We start from the raw sequence: 17,693 nt of genomic DNA on the forward strand, positions 1-17,693 counted from the left end.
TCATCCCCCACTGATTATTAGCCCTCACCAATCGGACTTTTATGGGCAGCCCGACCCCACACCTAACTTCTTTGCTTTCGCTGAATTTTGAGGCGGGGGTCTTACTGTCCATTAAAGCGGGATAAAGTGAAACGAGTTCATGTGGGATAAGACGACCATAGTCATCATAATAAAAAAGGCTGTTCCAACATGTTGGAACAGCCTTTTCTTATAATTTTATTCTTCTCCGAAACGTTCAACAAGTGTTGCAAGTGTACGTACCATTGCACCTGTTGCTCCAGCTGGCCCTAAATCATGCGCTCCTGATGTTTCAGATGTTCCAGCGATGTCTAAGTGTACCCACGGTGTATCTTCAGCAAATTCACCTAGGAATGTCCCTGCCATAACCGCATGTCCTTCACGACCTGGTGAGTTATTTAAATCAGCAAATTTACTGTTTCTCACGCGTTCTTTATCACGATCAAAAATCGGTAATTGCCAAATTGATTCATCTGTTTCCATAGATGCCTCTAGCACTTGCTCAAACAACTCTTCATTGTTTGTCATTGCACCTGTCGTGTGATTTCCAAGCGCAACAATTACACCACCTGTTAACGTCGCAACATCAATCAGATAGTTTGCACCTAGTTTTTTCGCATACGTAATACCATCAGCTAACGCTAGGCGACCTTCTGCATCTGTATTTAATACTTCAATTGTTTTTCCGCTCATAGACGTGATGACATCGTCTGGCTTAAATGCTGTACCACTTACAACGTTATCCGTTGATGGAATAACAGCGATCACATTTTGCTCCGGGCGAAGTTCACCGATAATTTCCATCGCACCTAATACAGCAGCAGCACCGCCCATATCACCTTTCATACCGACCATGCCTTCACGTGGTTTTAATGAATAACCACCTGTATCGTATGTGATTCCTTTTCCAACGAATCCAATGACATCTGTCCACTCTTCTTTTCCTTTATAAATAAGAGCGATCATTTTTGGTGGTTCAGTAGATCCTTGGTTTACTGCAAGTAACGCACCCATACCAAGGTCTTCCATCTCTTCTTTCTCAAGAACTTTATAATCCATATCATACTTTTCCGCTAACTCAACAGCATACTCAGCAAGTTTTGTTGCTGTTAATACGTTTGGCGGCATATTTACAAGTGTACGAGCTGAATTTGTTGCATGTCCATGTACGTAGCCAACTGTTAATGCAGCTTCAATTTCATGTGCATCTTCTGTTGTAATAGCCGTGAACTTCTCTAACTCCACACGTTCTTTTTTATCTGATTTATACGTTTGTAACTCATATGTACCAAGACCTTGTACCTCTGCTGCAATGTGAGCTACATCAATCGCGTCTAATTTCTCTGTTACGAAAGAATCAAGTAAGATTGCTGCATCTTGTACTTTTGCTGCTTGTAACGTTTTAAACGCCTTACCAAGAGCTGCACGTAATATTTCTGTCGTGTAAGACTCTTTCTTACCTAAACCAACGAAATAATAACGTTTCACATTTGTTTTCCCTAAACTATGTACTTTCGAAATAGCTTTCTTCTTCGTAGAAAGTTCTTTCTCTTCTAATAAAACTTGTAATTGTCCTTCAAACGCTTTGTCCAGTTCTTGTACAAAACTACTCGTTTTCTCTTCTTCAAATAAGGCAACAATTACCGCTTCATGGCTTGCTAATTCTTTTTGTACTTGAAACATGTTCAGACCCCCTAAATTTCTCTACTCTACCCTTATTATAACTTTATTTTCGATAAAATGCGACAATTCTAACTTCTACTATTACCTCTATCATGAAATAAAAAAAGTCTAGCGTAATTACCACTAGACTATCTTTGTTTTAAATATTGACCGCGAAACACTTGCATCGTTTCGTCTTGATTTAACATCGTTAACTCTTCCTCTGAAAACTTACCATCTCCAACTTTCACTACATACACATTTACTTTTTTCTTACCCCATTGGCTATAAACATCTTTCACTGTATCATAGTACAAATCAAGACGGTTCCCTTTTATTGCACCGCCCTTATCAGCTACTACACCATACCCATAACCTGGTACGAATAAAATCGTTCCAATTGGGAATACGCGTAAGTCAGCTGCGATTGTGGAATATAAATCCCTTTTCACCTTAACACCTGAATATGTAATACCATACTCCGGATGTCCCGGCCTCTTACCAGTTGACTCAATTCCTGACGTATAACCTGTTGCAGTCATTTCAATTGAACGATATTTAGACCAGTCTTTCGCCTGCTCTAAAGCATTTATCACTTCTTTACTCGGAGCAACATTTCTCTTAATTTCTGCTGCATGTACTTCTTTTGCACTCGTTCCCTCATACTTCTTTACAATCTCTAATAAAGAAACTCCTGTGAAAGCATTCCATGTTACGCATAATGCGGATACAAGTAAACAAGTCATCATAATGCGAATACAATATCGTTTTAACATTTTTATATTCCACACTCCTTCATCGTTAATCATTCCCTATACAATGAAGGAATATGCAAAAAAATAATCCCCAAATGAATTGGAGATTAAAACATTTGATATCCGCTTTTCCTAAGTTTCTTAATGACAATTCCAGCTAAGGCAGCACCTACTAATCCAGTAGATAGAATAAACACATCTGCCTGTCCTAAATGCGATACACTTGTCCCAAATGAAGAGAATGTTTCTTTCGGCTTTGAAAAATAATCCCACACACTCGCCTTATTAATAATAAGTATACAAACAATTGGATACACAATAACCATTACCCACGTAGCTCGCAAAATCATGTTAAGTAAAAATCCAATTCCAAAAAACAAAATAAAGAATAACATCATTGAAATAAGTAGTACCGGTATACTCACTCTCTCTCCCTCTCCTTCGCATGCGCCGTAAATACGTGATAGGCTGTATAACCGAATTGCTCTCCTGGATCTAATGTTTTGTTCATCTCAAGATGTAGTTCTGATCTTCCTTCAAACAAATATTTGATAAGTAAAGACGTATTTGGATCGTCTGCAATCGTATCTGGATGTAAAAACGCGACTTCAGACAATTCTTTCTCCTGTACAATAATGTTTTCTCCTTCAGGCTCCAAAAGGAAAATAATCATATTATCACTAATCTCATTGCGAATCACGCCCGATCGAACGCCAATAATCCCCTTCACATGAGCGATAATGCCTGTCTCTTCTAACACTTCACGTTTCACAGCTTCATCAACCGTCTCACCTTCATTTACAAAACCAGCCGGCAAAGACCATTTCCCCTTTAATCCACTGTACTTCTTCTTAACGAATAGCCACCTGCCATCTTTTGTAGCTACTAGGCCACCGACAGCTAACCACACTTTCCCTCGTTTCTCCATGATGCAATACCCTCCTCTACCAAAACGGACAGAATATTCTTTCTTTTTTATATATTATACTATATTTTTAAAATGAAAAAAGCAGAAACAGCTCTTAGCCGTTTCTGCTTTTTCTACTATATATTAAAAGAACTTTAATTTACCTTTTTTAAGAACTAATAAAGGTCCACCTAATAAGAATAGGTAACGGTTATCGATTACTTTCTTCATGAAAGAAGCTTTCCAACCTGTTAACTTTTTGCCCATAACAACGCCCATTGCATCGTCATGACCTAAAGAACATACAGATCCTTTATTATCGAATGCGAATTTCTTCATTTCGCCCTTGCCACGAACTAATACAGTTAAGTTGTGTGCAATGTTGTAACCTTGTTGAATTGCGATTTGTGCTGTTGGTGGGTATGGACGGTTAATTTCTTCGTTAATGATTAACGCTGCGTCACCAACCATGAATACCTCTTCGTATCCTGGAGCGTGCATGTACTCATCAACTTTTACACGTCCGCGCATTGCTTCAAAGCCAGACTCTTCTACAATACCATTACCACGAACACCTGCAGCCCAAACTACTGTTTCAGACTTAATTAATTCAGTATCATCGCCATTTGCAACGATAATACCTTCTTCAGTTGCTTCTTTAATTGCTGTACCGATGCGGAATTCTACGCCTTTTTTCTCAAGTTGTTTTACAGCGTATTCTACTAATGCTGGATCGAAACCTGGAAGTGCTGTTGGAGCAGCTTCTACACAGATAATACGTGCTTTTTCACGTGGTACATTGTACTCTTTGCAAAGTTCAGGAACACGGTTCGCAAGCTCACCTACGTATTCGATACCAGTAAATCCAGCACCACCAACAACGATTGTTACTAGCTCATCGCGTTGTTCAGTTGCATATTTAGCGAAACTAGCTTCCATATGCTCACGAATTTCACGAGTTGCATTAATGTTAGCGATTGAGAATGCATGCTCTTTTAATCCTGTAATTCCGAATGTTTCTGACTCGAAACCAAGACCGATTACTAAGTAGTCATACTCTAATTCGCCGTCTTTTAAGATAATGCGTTTTTCAGCAGCTTTAATTTCTACTACTGTGTCTTGTACAAAGTTTACTTTATTTGTATCAATAACGTCTTGAATATCTAGACAGATTTTTTCATCTTGTAATGTACCAGCTGCGCTCTCGTGTAACCAAGTCGCTTGGTAGTGATAGCTGTTGTTGTTTACTAACGTAATTTCAGCTTCATTTACAGATAATGCTTTTTGCAGACGAACAGTCGTAATCATCCCGCCATAACCTGCACCTAAAACTACGATTTTTGGAGTCTTCACCAAATCACAACCCTTTTCTTTATATAATAGTAATGAAAAATAATACCAAGTACTAAAAACTCTATTTGTCAAGAATGTGGAATTTATCACATTCTATATCATAACAAAACGCAGTCAAAAAATCGTACGAATTTTGTCATAGAAATTTAACATAATACTTCCCTATATTAGTCGGTTTTATTCCAGAATTCAAGCGTCTGGCGAATTATCAATATTTTAAAATAACATAGCGTTTTCAAGGGTTTTTCAGCCTTTTTTTCATGTATTTTCCTTTCACCATATTTTATACAATTTAAAAAGCATCTATGCGAAAACTTACACACAATTCAGTCGTTTTCAGAAGTATTATGAACTCAAATATGCTATCATTTATTTGAAAGTGTCATCATTTGCAGGATTTTCGTGTACATATGAACAATATATGAAATCAATATCAAAATTCCATCTATAGGGGGAATGAAAGTGGCAGAAAATCAAAAAGTTTACGACATAACAATCATTGGTGGTGGTCCAACAGGACTATTCACAGCATTTTATGGCGGTATGAGACAAGCAAGTGTAAAAATCATTGAAAGCTTACCTCAACTTGGAGGACAATTATCCGCACTCTACCCTGAAAAATACATTTATGATGTAGCCGGATTCCCAAAAGTGCGCGCACAAGAATTAGTTGATAACTTAAAAGAGCAAATGAAGAAATTTGACCCAACTGTTTGTTTAGAAGAAGCTGTTGATACGCTTGAGAAACAAGCTGACGGTATATTTAAACTTGTTACGAATAAGCAAACTCACTATTCTAAATCAGTTATTATTACTGCTGGCAATGGTGCTTTTCAACCACGCCGCTTAGAATTAGAAGGGACAGCAAAGTACGAAAAGAAAAACTTACATTATTTTGTTGATGATATGAATAAATTTGCTGGTAAGCGCGTCGTAGTATTTGGCGGTGGCGACTCAGCTGTTGATTGGACAATGATGTTAGAGCCAATCGCTGACAAAGTTACAATCGTTCATCGCCGTGATAAATTCCGTGCGCATGAACATAGCGTAGAAAGCTTAATGAATTCTCGCGCAGAAGTAAGCACACCGTATGTTCCAGTTGAGCTCATTGGTGATGACAAAATTGAACAAGTCGTTCTTCAACACGTAAAAACGGAAGAAAAAATTATCATCGATGTTGATGATGTAATCGTAAACTACGGCTTCGTTTCCTCTCTTGGCCCAATTAAAAACTGGGGCTTAGATATACAAAAAAACAGCATTCTCGTGAACTCAAAAATGGAAACAAATATTCCTGGCATTTACGCTGCTGGTGACATTTGTACATATGAAGGAAAAGTAAAACTCATTGCTTGCGGCTTCGGTGAAGCACCAACAGCAGTAAACAATGCAAAAGCTTACTTCGATCCAAACGCAAAACTTCAACCGATGCATAGCTCGAGTATGTTTTAATATATAAAGAAAAGCACAATGAATCCGATACATGATCGAACCCATTGTGCTTTTAAAATTACTGTTTTCTTCTACCTAATATGAATAATACTCCGCCGACTAAGAATGAAATTCCCGCACCAACTGACATCATCCATGGAGACGCTGCCCCTGTTTTCGGTAATTCTCTTTCTACTTTTACTTGCGGCTCTTTAATCAATTTTTCTAGTCTTATTTCCGGATCTTCCGGCTTCACTTCTGGTTTCTTCGGATCTTCCGGTTTCACCTCTGGTTCTTTCGGGTCTTCCGGTTTCACCTCTGGCTCTTTCGGATCTTCCGGCTTCACCTCTGGCTCTTTCGGGTCTTCCGGCTTCACTTCTGGTTCTTTTGGATCCTCCGGTTTCACTTCTGGTTCTTTCGGATCTTCCGGCTTCACTTCTGGCTCTTTCGGATCTTCCGGTTTCATCTCTGGCTCTTTCGGATCTTCCGGCTTCACTTCTGGCTCTTTCGGGTCTTCCGGTTTCACTTCTGGCTCTTTCGGGTCTTCCGGTTTCACTTCTGGTTCTTTCGGATCTTCCGGCTTCACTTCTGGTTCTTTCGGATCTTCCGGCTTCACTTCTGGTTCTTTCGGATCTTCCGGTTTCACTTCTGGCTCTTTCGGATCTTCCGGCTTCACTTCTGGTTCTTTCGGATCTTCCGGTTTCACCTCTGGTTCTTTCGGGTCTTCCGGTTTCACCTCTGGCTCTTTCGGATCTTCCGGTTTCACCTCTCGTTCTTTCGGATCTTCCGGTTTCACTTCTGGCTCTTTCGGATCTTCCGGTTTCACTTCTGGTTCTTTCGGATCTTCCGGTTTCACTTCTGGCTCTTTCGGATCTTCCGGTTTCACTTCTGGCTCTTTCGGATCTTCCGGTTTCACCTCTGGTTCTTTCGGATCTTCCGGCTTCACTTCTGGTTCTTTCGGATCTTCCGGTTTCACTTCTGGTTTCTTCGGCTTAATGGAAACTGTCGGTTCAAGCGGTTTGTTTGTTGTATCTTCCACAACCGCTTTATTCACAATTTCCTCACCGATTTTAACCGTTTCTCTTACCTTCGCTTTAAAAATAATACTACGATCTTTTCTATCCATAATGTCTAAATACGTAGCAGTTACTTTTCCAAATTCCATTTTCAACTCTACTGGATTTGGCTCAGCACCTTCAAATCTAAGACTATTTTGCACATATTCTAAACCGGTTGGAATTTCATCTTCTACCTTTACCACGGCTAATTTTCCGTTTTCTACCGTATTTTCAAAACTAATTCGGTACTCGATTTCGTCCCCTAACTTCGGTTCATGATTACTTACTGTCTTCATTGCTTTTAACTTACCATCTTTATATTCTGGCTTTATTGTCACTGTCGGTTCTATAACTGGATGGTTCGGATCTTCCACATGAATAGTCGCTTTATTTGTTATTTCCTCTCCAACTTTTACTGTTTCTTTTACCTTCACTTTAAAGATGATACTTCTTTCTTTCGTATCCATAATGTCTGGATACTTTACTATTACTTTTCCACTCTCTACTGTAAGCTCTGTTGGTGCAGGCTTGTCACCTACAGCCTTCAAACTATCTTTCACGTATTCTAAACCAGCTGGGATTTCATCTTCAATTTTCACATCAACTAACTTACCGCCATCTACTGTACCGTTAAAAGTAATTCGATATTCGATTTCTTCTCCTAGCTTCGGTTCATGATTACTTACTTCTTTCCTTGCCTCTAGTTTTCCATCTTTATATTGCGGCGTAATTGGTATAAGTGACTCAACTGGCGGAGTCGTCGGATTATTATCATCCACAATCGCCTTGTTTACAATCTCTTTTCCTACTTGTACCGTTTCTTGTACTCGCACTTTAAAGATGATGCTTCTTTTTTTCGTATCTGTAATTTCCGGATACTTTGCTGTTACTTTTCCATGTTCAACATGAAGTTCTACTGGATTTGGTTCCGGTCCATCAGACTTTATACTATCTTGTACATATTCTAAACCGGCTGGAATTTCATCTTCTACCTTTACCTCTGTTAGTTTTCCGTTCTCTACCGTATTTTCAAAGCTAATTCGGTATTCGATTTCTTCTCCTAACTTCGGTTCATAATTGCTTACTGTTTTTTCTGCTTGTAATGCACCATCTTTATATTGAGGCTGAATAGCGATATTCGGTTGCTCTGGTGGGTTTATTGTATCTTCCACAACCGCTTTATTCACAATTTCGTCGCCTACTTTAGCTTTTTCTTTCACCTTCACCTTAAAGACGATGCTTCTTTCTTTCGTATCCGTAATTTCTGGATACTCTGCAAGAACGATTCCGTTTTTCACTTTCACATGCAATGGTTTCGGATTCTCTCCCTCAGCTCTTTCACTACCTTCTACAAACTCTAAGCCATTTGGTAATTCATCCTTAATCTTCACCTTTGCTACTTTTCCATGCTCAACTACGTTACGGAATGTAATTCGATACTCTACTTCTTCTCCTAATTTCGGAGCTTCGTTATTTACTGTTTTCTCAGCTTTTAGTTTTCCATCTTTATACTCCGGTGTAATAATCGCTTCTGGTTTTTGCGGTGGATTCTTTGGATTATGATCATCCACAATTGCCTTATTCACAATTGTCTTACCGACTTTTGCTGCTTCCGTTACTTTCACCTTAAAGCTAATACTACGCTCCGCTGTATCAGTAATGTTTTCATACTTCACTGTAATTTTTCCAGCTTCTTCTTTTAACTCTACTGGACTCGGTTCATTACCTTCTGCTTTTAAACTATCCTTCACATACTCTAAACCAGTTGGTAATTGATCCTCAATTTTCACCTCTGCTAGTTTTCCATTTTCTACCGTATTTTTAAAACCAATTCGGTACTCCACTTCTTCTCCTAACTTTGGATCTTTTTTGCTTACTTTTTTATCAGCTTTCACTTTACCGTCTTTATACTGCGGGGTAATATCTACTTCTGGTTGCTCTACTGGATTTTTCGAATCATCCACAATCGCTTTATTTACAATTGCTTTGTCCACTTCCACATCAGCTTTCACTTTCACTTTAAAGATAATGTTTCTTTCTTTCATGTCAGTGATATTTTCATACTTTGCGATAATTTTGCCCGCCTCTTCTTTCAACTCTACTGGCGCCGGCTTATCACCTTCTGCTTTTAGACTATCCTTCACAAATTCTAAACCAGACGGAATTTCATCTTCTATCTTCACCTCTGCTAGCTTTCCATCTTTCACCGTATTACTAAATGAAATGCGGTATTCGATCTCTTCCCCTAGCTTTGGATCTTTTTTACTTACTTTTTTATCAGCTTTAATTTTACCGTCTTTATATTGCGGTGTAATTTTAGCTGTCGGTTCAGTTATAGGATGGTTCGGATCATCCACATGAATAATCGCTTTATTTGTAATACCCTTTCCTATTGCAGCTGAATCTTTCACCTTCACCTTAAAGACAATACTTCTTTCTTTCGTATCCATAATCTCTGAATACTTTGCCGTTACCTTGCCATTTTCTACTTTCAACTCCACTGGTGTTGGCTCTTCCCCTTCAGCCTTTTCACTTCCTTGCACAAACTCTAATCCAGCTGGAATTTCATCCTCTATCTTCACTTCTGCTAGCTTTCCATCCTTCACCGTATTATTAAAAATAATTCGATATTCGATTTCCTCGCCTAGCTTCGGTTCGTGATTACTTACTTTTTTTCTCGCCTCAATTTTTCCATCTTTATATTGCGGGGTAATCGGTACGTAAGGCTCTTCTGGCAGATTTTTTGTATCATCCACAATCGCTTCATTTACGATTTCTTCTCCCACTTTTACGCTTTCTTTTACCTTCGCGTTAAAGACAATGCTTCTTTCCTCTGTATCTGTAATTGCTGGATATTTTGCCATTACCTTATTATTTTTCACCTGTAGCTCTACTGGTTCCGGTTTAGAACCTTCTGCCTTGATGCTGCCTTCTACATACTCTAAACCATTTGGTAATGTATCCTTTATATTTACCTCTGCTAGTTTTCCGTTTTCTACCGTGTTTTTAAAGCTAATTCGGTATTCTACTTCTTCTCCTAGTTTTGGTTTATGATTATTCGCCACTTTCTGAGCAGCAATCTTGCCGTCTTTATATTGTGGGATAATTGCCACATGAGGCTTTTCTGGCTCATGTGTTGTATCTACTACAATTGCCTTATTGACAATTTCCTTACCTATTTCTGCCTCTTCTTTTACCTTCACTTTAAAGACAATGCTTCTTTCTTTCGTATCCATAATTGCTGGATACTTTGCCAGTACCTTTCCGTTTTCCACTTTCAGTTCTACTGGACTTGGTTTAGAACCTTCTGCCTTCACACTGTTCTCCACATACTCTAATCCAGCTGGTATTTCATCTTCTACTTTAACCTCGGCTAGCTTCCCGTTTTCTACCGTGTTTTTAAAACTAATTCGGTATTCTACTTCTTCTCCTAGCTTCGGCTTCTTATTGTTTACAACCTTCTCTGCTTTCAACTTACCGTCTTTATATTCTGGAGTGATTGTTACTTCTGAAGTCGTTGGATCTTTCGTATCATCAACAACTACTTTATTGACAATACCTTCACCAACTTTGAAGTCTTCTTTTACTTTTGCTTTAAAGACGATACTTCTTTCTTCTGTATCCGTAATCTCTGGATATTTGGCAATTACTTTGCTATCTTTCACTTGCAGTTCTACCGGCTCTGGCTTAGATCCTTCTGCCTTCACACTTTCTTTCACATACTCTAAGCCCTTCGGTAAAGTATCTTCTATTTTTACCTCTGTTAGTTTTCCGTTTTCTACCGTGTTTTTAAAGCTAATTCGGTATTCTACTTCTTCTCCTAACTTCGGTGATGGGTTATTTACTACTTTTTTCGCTTCAACTTTTCCATCTTTATGCTGCGGAGTAATTTCTGCTTTTGGTGTTTCTGGTTTGTTTTTTGTATCATCAATAATTGCTTTATTGACGATTTTTTCGCCGATTTTTACTTCTTCTTTTACTTTCACTTTAAAAGTGATACTTCTTTCTTCTGTATCCGTAATCTCTAAATACTTCGCCAGTACCTTACCGTTTTCCACTTTCAACTCTACTGGGTCTGGATTAGATCCTTCTGCTTTCACACTGTTTTCTACATACTCTAAGCCTTCTGGTAAAGTATCTTCTATCTTCACCTCTGCTAGTTTTCCGTCCTCTACCGTATTTTTAAAGCTAATTCGGTACTCTACTTCTTCTCCTAACTTCGGTGACGGGTTATTTACTACTTTTTTCGCTTCAACTTTTCCATCTTTATGCTGCGGAATAATTTCTGCCTTCGGTGTTTCTGGCGGATGTTTCGTATCGCTCACAATCGCTTGATTGACAATTGTATCGCTCACTTTACCTTTTACTTTCACTTTAAAAGTAATACTTCTCTCTTTCGTATCCGTAATCTCTGGATACTTCGCCAGTACCTTGCCTTTTTCCACTTTCAATTCCACTGGATCTGGATTAGATCCTTCTGCTTTTAAACTATCTTTCACGTACTCTAAACCATTTGGTAAATCATCTTCTATTTTTACCTCTGTTAGCTTTCCATGTTCTACCGTATTTTTAAAACTAATTCGGTATTCAATTTCTTCTTCTAACTTCGGCGCTTGATTATTTACCATCTTTTTCGCTTCAAGTTTTCCATCTTTATACTGCGGAGTAATTTCTGCCTTTGGTGTTTCTGGTTTGTTTTTTGTATCATCAATAATTGCTTTATTGACGATTTTTCCGCCGACTTTTACTTCTTCTTTTACTTTCACTTTAAAAGTGATACTTCTTTCTTCTGTATCCGTAATCTCTGGATACTTCGCCAGTACCTTACCGTTTTCCACTTTCAACTCTACTGGATTTGGTTCGGCACCTTCTGCTTTCACACTGTTTTCTACATACTCTAAACCTTCTGGTAAAGTATCTTCTATTTTCACCTCTGCTAGTTTTCCGTTTTCTACCGTATTTTTAAAGCTAATTCGGTATTCTACTTCTTCTCCTAACTTCGGCACTAGATTATTTACGCTTTTCTTTGCTTTCATTTTTCCATCTTTGTGTAATGGCGTAATTTTTGCTTCTGGCTCTTTTGAATCTTTCGTATCGTCAACAATTGCCTTATTGACGATTTCCTTGCCTACTTCCGCTTCTTCTTTCACCTTTACTTTAAAGACGATACTTCTTTCTTTCGTATCCGTAATATTTTCGTATTCAGCGATAACTTTTCCATCTTTCACACGTAACTTTACTGGAGCTGGTTTATCGCCTTCCGCCTTTTCACTATCTTTTACATACTCTAAACCATTAGGGATTGTATCCTCTATTTTTACCTTTTCTAGTTTTCCGTTTTCTACCGTATTCTTAAAGCTAATTCGGTATTCCACTTCTTCTCCTAGTTTTGGCGTTGGATTATCTACTGTCTTCTTCGAATCAATCATTCCATCTTTATACTGCGGAGTAATTCTTTCCTCCGGCTCAATCGGTGGATGTTCCGTATCGTCAACAATTGCTTTATTGACAATCTCTTTACCTACTTTTGCTTCTTCCTTCACCTTTACTTTAAAGACGATACTTCTTTCTTTCGTATCCGTAATATCGATATACTTAGCTTTAACTACCCCAGCTTCAACTGTTAATTCTACTGGACCCGGCGCTTCGCCTTCAGCCTTAATACTATTCTCTACATATTCAAGGCCTGTTGGAATTGTATCTTCTACTCGCACCTCTGCTAGTTTTCCGTTCTCTACCGTATTATGAAAACTAATTCGATATTCGATTTCTTCTCCTAGCTTCGGCTTTTCATTATTAACTACCTTTGTAGCAGCAATTACACCTTTTTTACTTTGCGGTGTAATAACAACCTTTGCATCAGTCGGATCATGTTTCGGATCTTTTGCAACTGCTTTGTTTACAATTGCTTCCCCTACTTTTGCCGTCTCTTTTACTTTCACTTTAAAAACAATACTTCTTTGTTCCATATCCGTAATTTCTGGATATGTTGCAGTTACTTTGCCATTCTCCATTTTTAGTTCTACTGGCTCTGGTTTTACACCTTCTGCTTTCAAACTATCTTTCACGTATTCAACACCTTCAGGCAACGTGTCTTCTATCATTACCTTTTCTAGCTTTCCGTTTTCTACCGTATTATGAAATGTAATGCGGTATTCCACTTCTTCACCTAGTTTTGGTGTTTGATTCGTTACGCTTTTATCTACGTCTACTTTACCGTCTTTATAACCTGGCGTAATCTTTTCTTCTGGGTACTCAGTCTGACCATTCGGATCACTTACAATTGCTTTATTAACAATTGTTTCTCCTGCTTTTGCTTCTTCTTTTACTTTCACTTTAAAAATGATGCTTCGCTCTTCTGTATCTGTAATCTCTGGATACTTTGCGATTACCTTACCATTCTCTACTTTTAACTCTACTGGATTTGGTCCAGCACCTTCAGCTCTCTCACTACCTTGAACAAATTCTAAGTTAGCTGGAATTTCATCTTCTATTGTAACTGCCTCTAGTTTTCCGTTTTCCACCGTATTTTTGAAGCTAATTTGATATGCAACTTCTTCTCCTAGCTTCGGCTTCTTATTTGTTGCTTTTTTCTTTGCAGCAATTTTGCCGGCCTTATGCTGTGGTGTAATTTTTTCTTCTAGATCCTTTGGTGGATTTATTTTATCACTAACAATTGCTTTGTTAACAATTTCTTCACCAATTTTTGCAGTTTCTTTTACTTTCGTTTTAAAGACGATACTTCTTTCTTCCATATCCATAATTTCTGGATACTTTGCAATTACTTTTCCATTTTCAAATTTCAGTTCTACTGGCTCTGGTTTTGCACCTTCTGCTTTCAAACTACCTTTCACAAACTCAAGACCACTCGGCAATTCATCTTCAATTGTCAACACATCTAGACGTCCATCTTTAATAATGTTTTTAAAAGTAATGTGATACTCTACTTCATCACCTAAACTCGGCGTTTTGTTAGAAGCTATTTTTGTCGCTTCTACTTCTCCAGAAACCTCTTTTGGAGTCGTAACTGTAACATTTGCATCATCTTCACTTTCATACTTTATCTCGGCACTATCTTTTCCCTTTACAGCAACGACATTTTTGACTGTTGTATCTGATTGTATAGATTCTTTCACTTTCACCTTAAATGTAATAACGGCACTTTCACCAGGCTGTAAAACACCACCGTCTGTAGCATCTGCCCCTTCACCAAGACGAAAATCAATTTGATTATTTACAAACTCTGCTTCATCATCGTTTGCATCATCTGTTTTTTGTCCTTTATTGCTCCCAGTAACATATTGAATGGATCCCGGGACATACTCTAAGCGATTATCTAATTTATCAAATCCTTTTACATTAGATACCGGTGCTTGATTATTCTTCGTATCATTCTTCACTTCAATTTGATACGTAATCTCTTCGCCAACTTTAACTTCCTTAATTTCTTTTCCAGCACTATCTAACGCCTTTTTATCGACTTGTAAATTTGGTGCATTATGTTCTGTGACGAATGTAGTGTTGTTTAATACGTAAATATCACCGCCGCCACCATATGCTCTAAAGCGCATTTTTCCTTCTTTTAAATCGTTTTTCACTTGCTTTGGTCCCTCAAGATGATACGTATGAATATCTGTACTAAATGAATTTGTCCAATCTGGGTTATATCCCGGATATTTTTTTGTAACAAACTCGTTAGTGCCATCCACTTGTACTTCTGTCATAGACGAGTCATTAACATCATTGTCTTTACCGTTAATATTTTTCAACTTTTGATATCCTAATCCAAAGTCATACTCTCCATAATCATAGGCATATCCATCATGATCAGCAGGATCTCCTTGTGACGAGAAATAACTAAATTTCGCCTTAAAAGCCCCTTCTTTCGGTGTGTTTATTTTATTAACATTAATATCGGCCCAAGCTGTACTTTTTTGAGCAACTAAACCTTCCCAAATTTTCATATCTTTTACGGTTTCTTTATAGTTTTCATAAACTAATATAAGATTCCAGTTACCCCAATAGTAGCCACTACCCTTTTCATATTTAATTTGAGGTACATTAGCAACTGTCACCGTTTGAGAAATACCTTGCTTTGCAATTACATTTGTTACGTCAGCAAATGCAACATAACCATCACCAGAATAACCACCTGCATAGTTAGCTATATAAGGTAAAAGTTTTGCTTGTCGTATACTATCAGCACTTACTTCTGTATATTCTTTATTTCCCATCTTCATTTTAACTGGCTGTCTTACCTCTTCATCACTCACTTTATACTCGTTCGCATAAGTTGGTATACTCATGGCTGCCGTCCAAAATAAATACGCCTTTTTCACTTTACTTCCAGCAGGAATGTTAGGAAAAGCTCCTGTTGATGAATTAAATGTAGTGTCATCATTATCAACATCTACAGCTTTTTTATTTATTTTTCCCCCGACACTTTGCCTAGTATAGTAATTATCTGTTAGCCCCAGCGTCACATTACCCGTCTGTACTAAATTACCAGCAGCAATTACAGAATACAGTGGATCTCCAAACCCTTGCTTATCCCCTGTTTGGATTTGAACCTTTGAAGCATTTTCTGATGCAGCTTGTACCTCTGCATTGCCCTGCTTTGCTGCCTCTTTTTCTGGCTGTTTCTCAGCCTCAGTTACTGGTTGTTCTGCCTTCTCCAGTTCTGTTTTTGATGTAGGTTTATTTTTATCTTCTACAGATACTTTCAGCTTTTCATCAACTTTTTTAGTTGTATTATCAACTGATGCGCCTACTTCTTTCTTATTACTGTCAGCCTCATCATCGGCGTTCGCTTCACCCTTGTCTTCAGAAGGAATCCCTTCAACATCTACAGACATATTTCCTATTTGCACTTGATCTTTTTGCACACTAATTTTTTGTTTGTATTCTTTATTAAAATGCTGTGCACGACTAGCTTTTATTAACACAGTTATTTTTTCGTGTGATTTTAAATCTTGAATTTTAAGATTAGAAGAAAGAAGCTTTCCTCCCTTATCTTTTTCTTCTATATAGAAATCAGCTACCCTATTTTCAGGTAGTTTCTCCCCGTTTACTTTCATAGATTGAGGAAGAAACATAATTTCATTGTCATTATTTTGTTTCATCACCAATTCTTGAATTGGTGTATCTCCCGTATTTTCAATCGTATATTGAAATACGTGCTCCCTCTCAGCTACTTCTCCCCTGTATATTTCAGCATTCACTTTCTCTGCCTTAATCTTCACATCATTCCCTTGTAACTCATCCCAGCTCTTTTTATTTATCTCTGTAGCAAAAGCGCTAGGTGAAGGTAATATGATGGATAGGAGAAGTGTAATCATTGTTACGACATTAAAACTTTTCAACACTTTTTTCATATTTCTACCTTTTCTCCTTTCTATATATTTGCTATCCGTCTACTTCATTTCAGTACCCATTTCATTTAGTAACCGGAAACATAGCAATATATATCCACTCGCAACAATCTGTCCTACGAAGATGCATCATTGAAATCTTTATTTCAACAATACAAATCTCATAGAGTATTACTATTTTCATTTATCAAAAATAGCGTATATACCAGATACCTATATAAACCTCTACTATTTTTTTAATATAGGAAAAACCCATATTATATAGGTTTATATAACAGTTAAAGGATACATAAAAATCTTAACATACTCCCTAATCTATTTATACAAGCAATAGGAAGTTTACCATTTTTTACTTATTTTAGTTCATTAATTATTATTTAAATTCCCGAAAAATAGTAACCGATACATGTAAAAATATGTTATATTAAAAGAAGAACAAATGTTCTAATTTGAGAGGGGGAATTTTTAATGATAAACGAACCTATTATCGTAAAAAAAGAAGCTTTCCAAGCAATCGGCGTTTCGATTACGACGACAAATGAAATAGAGGCATCTACTGAAGGTAAAATTCCAGGGCTTTGGAACCAATACTTCCAAGAACAAATGATGCATCACATCCCAAATCAACAAACGAAAGAAACATTCGCTTTCTACTCCAATTATGAATCAGATGAAACTGGCACATATCAATTTACAATCGGCATGCCCGTTTCTTCATTAGAAAGCGTACCTGAAAATATGACAACTTTAACAATACCTGCCGCTACCTATGCGGTATTTACAACGAGAAAGGGACCAGTTGCTGAAGTCGTTTGCGAGGCCTGGGAATATATTTGGAAATGGTCAAAAGAAAACAAACGTGCTTTTACAACAGACTTTGAGCTTTATAATGAAAAAGCAACAGATCCAAACAACGTACAATTAGATATTTATATTGCATTAGCCTGAACGACAAAAAAGAAGATACCATTTGGTATCTTCTTTTTTGTCGTTAAATAGCCACTGTGCAAATTCCACATTATTGTCTACAATGAGAAAGTGCAGTATAGAAATATTAGAAACTGTATAAAGTGAAACTATACTCAGTAGTGGGGGGGCATCCCCCCACTACTGAGTATTAGTTGAACCAATCGGACGT

General features: G+C 37.6%; 8 protein-coding genes. 2 read left to right on the forward strand and 6 right to left on the reverse strand.

What is annotated here, in order from left to right; genetic code table 11:
- Positions 1 to 216 precede the first annotated feature (216 nt).
- From pepA to MHB74_RS24405, 5 genes are all read right to left on the reverse strand, one after another.
- Complete coding sequence (pepA, locus tag MHB74_RS24385; RefSeq protein ID WP_061680149.1) at positions 217 to 1,701, reverse strand: cytosol aminopeptidase; 1,485 nt, start codon at positions 1,699 to 1,701, stop codon at positions 217 to 219.
- A gap of 128 nt (positions 1,702 to 1,829) precedes the next feature.
- Positions 1,830 to 2,456, reverse strand: coding sequence for a 3D domain-containing protein (locus tag MHB74_RS24390; RefSeq protein ID WP_033656415.1), 627 nt, complete (start codon positions 2,454 to 2,456; stop codon positions 1,830 to 1,832).
- A gap of 86 nt (positions 2,457 to 2,542) precedes the next feature.
- A complete protein-coding gene (locus MHB74_RS24395) occupies positions 2,543 to 2,860 on the reverse strand; it encodes a YuiB family protein (RefSeq protein WP_000027007.1) in 318 nt (105 codons plus the stop codon).
- Entirely contained in the window at positions 2,857 to 3,363 is a 507-nt protein-coding gene (locus MHB74_RS24400; protein ID WP_061680150.1) for an NUDIX hydrolase, read from the reverse strand. The genes MHB74_RS24395 and MHB74_RS24400 overlap by 4 nt, the downstream gene beginning before the upstream one ends.
- Positions 3,364 to 3,486: 123 nt before the next feature.
- On the reverse strand, positions 3,487 to 4,695 hold the full coding sequence (locus MHB74_RS24405; protein ID WP_000856609.1) for an NAD(P)/FAD-dependent oxidoreductase: 1,209 nt from the start codon (positions 4,693 to 4,695) through the stop codon (positions 3,487 to 3,489).
- Between the two features lie 462 nt (positions 4,696 to 5,157).
- Between MHB74_RS24405 and MHB74_RS24410 the strand changes: the two genes are divergently transcribed.
- The gene (locus MHB74_RS24410; protein ID WP_000829779.1) at positions 5,158 to 6,147 is read left to right on the forward strand and encodes an NAD(P)/FAD-dependent oxidoreductase; all 990 of its coding nucleotides are present in this window, start codon (positions 5,158 to 5,160) and stop codon (positions 6,145 to 6,147) included.
- Positions 6,148 to 6,205: 58 nt separating this feature from the next.
- Here MHB74_RS24410 and MHB74_RS24415 read toward each other — a convergent pair whose 3' ends face one another.
- On the reverse strand, positions 6,206 to 16,558 hold the full coding sequence (locus MHB74_RS24415; RefSeq protein WP_340844568.1) for an isopeptide-forming domain-containing fimbrial protein: 10,353 nt from the start codon (positions 16,556 to 16,558) through the stop codon (positions 6,206 to 6,208).
- 465 nt (positions 16,559 to 17,023) lie between these two features.
- Here MHB74_RS24415 and MHB74_RS24420 point away from each other — a divergent pair, with 465 nt between their 5' ends.
- The gene (locus tag MHB74_RS24420) at positions 17,024 to 17,503 is read left to right on the forward strand and encodes a GyrI-like domain-containing protein (protein WP_061679569.1); all 480 of its coding nucleotides are present in this window, start codon (positions 17,024 to 17,026) and stop codon (positions 17,501 to 17,503) included.
- Positions 17,504 to 17,693: the final 190 nt, after the last annotated feature.

Origin of the sequence: Bacillus sp. FSL K6-0069, assembly GCF_038007785.1 — a bacterium.
Classification (GTDB): Bacteria; Bacillota; Bacilli; order Bacillales; family Bacillaceae_G; genus Bacillus_A; species Bacillus_A mobilis.

Coding starts and splice junctions, on each gene's coding strand:
- MHB74_RS24420 (WP_061679569.1), top strand. CDS start 17,024: ATGATAAACGAACCTATTATCGTAAAAAAAGAAGCTTTCCAAGCAATC.
- pepA (WP_061680149.1), bottom strand. CDS start 1,701: ATGTTTCAAGTACAAAAAGAATTAGCAAGCCATGAAGCGGTAATTGTT.
- MHB74_RS24400 (WP_061680150.1), bottom strand. CDS start 3,363: ATGGAGAAACGAGGGAAAGTGTGGTTAGCTGTCGGTGGCCTAGTAGCT.
- MHB74_RS24415 (WP_340844568.1), bottom strand. CDS start 16,558: ATGAAAAAAGTGTTGAAAAGTTTTAATGTCGTAACAATGATTACACTT.
- MHB74_RS24390 (WP_033656415.1), bottom strand. CDS start 2,456: ATGTTAAAACGATATTGTATTCGCATTATGATGACTTGTTTACTTGTA.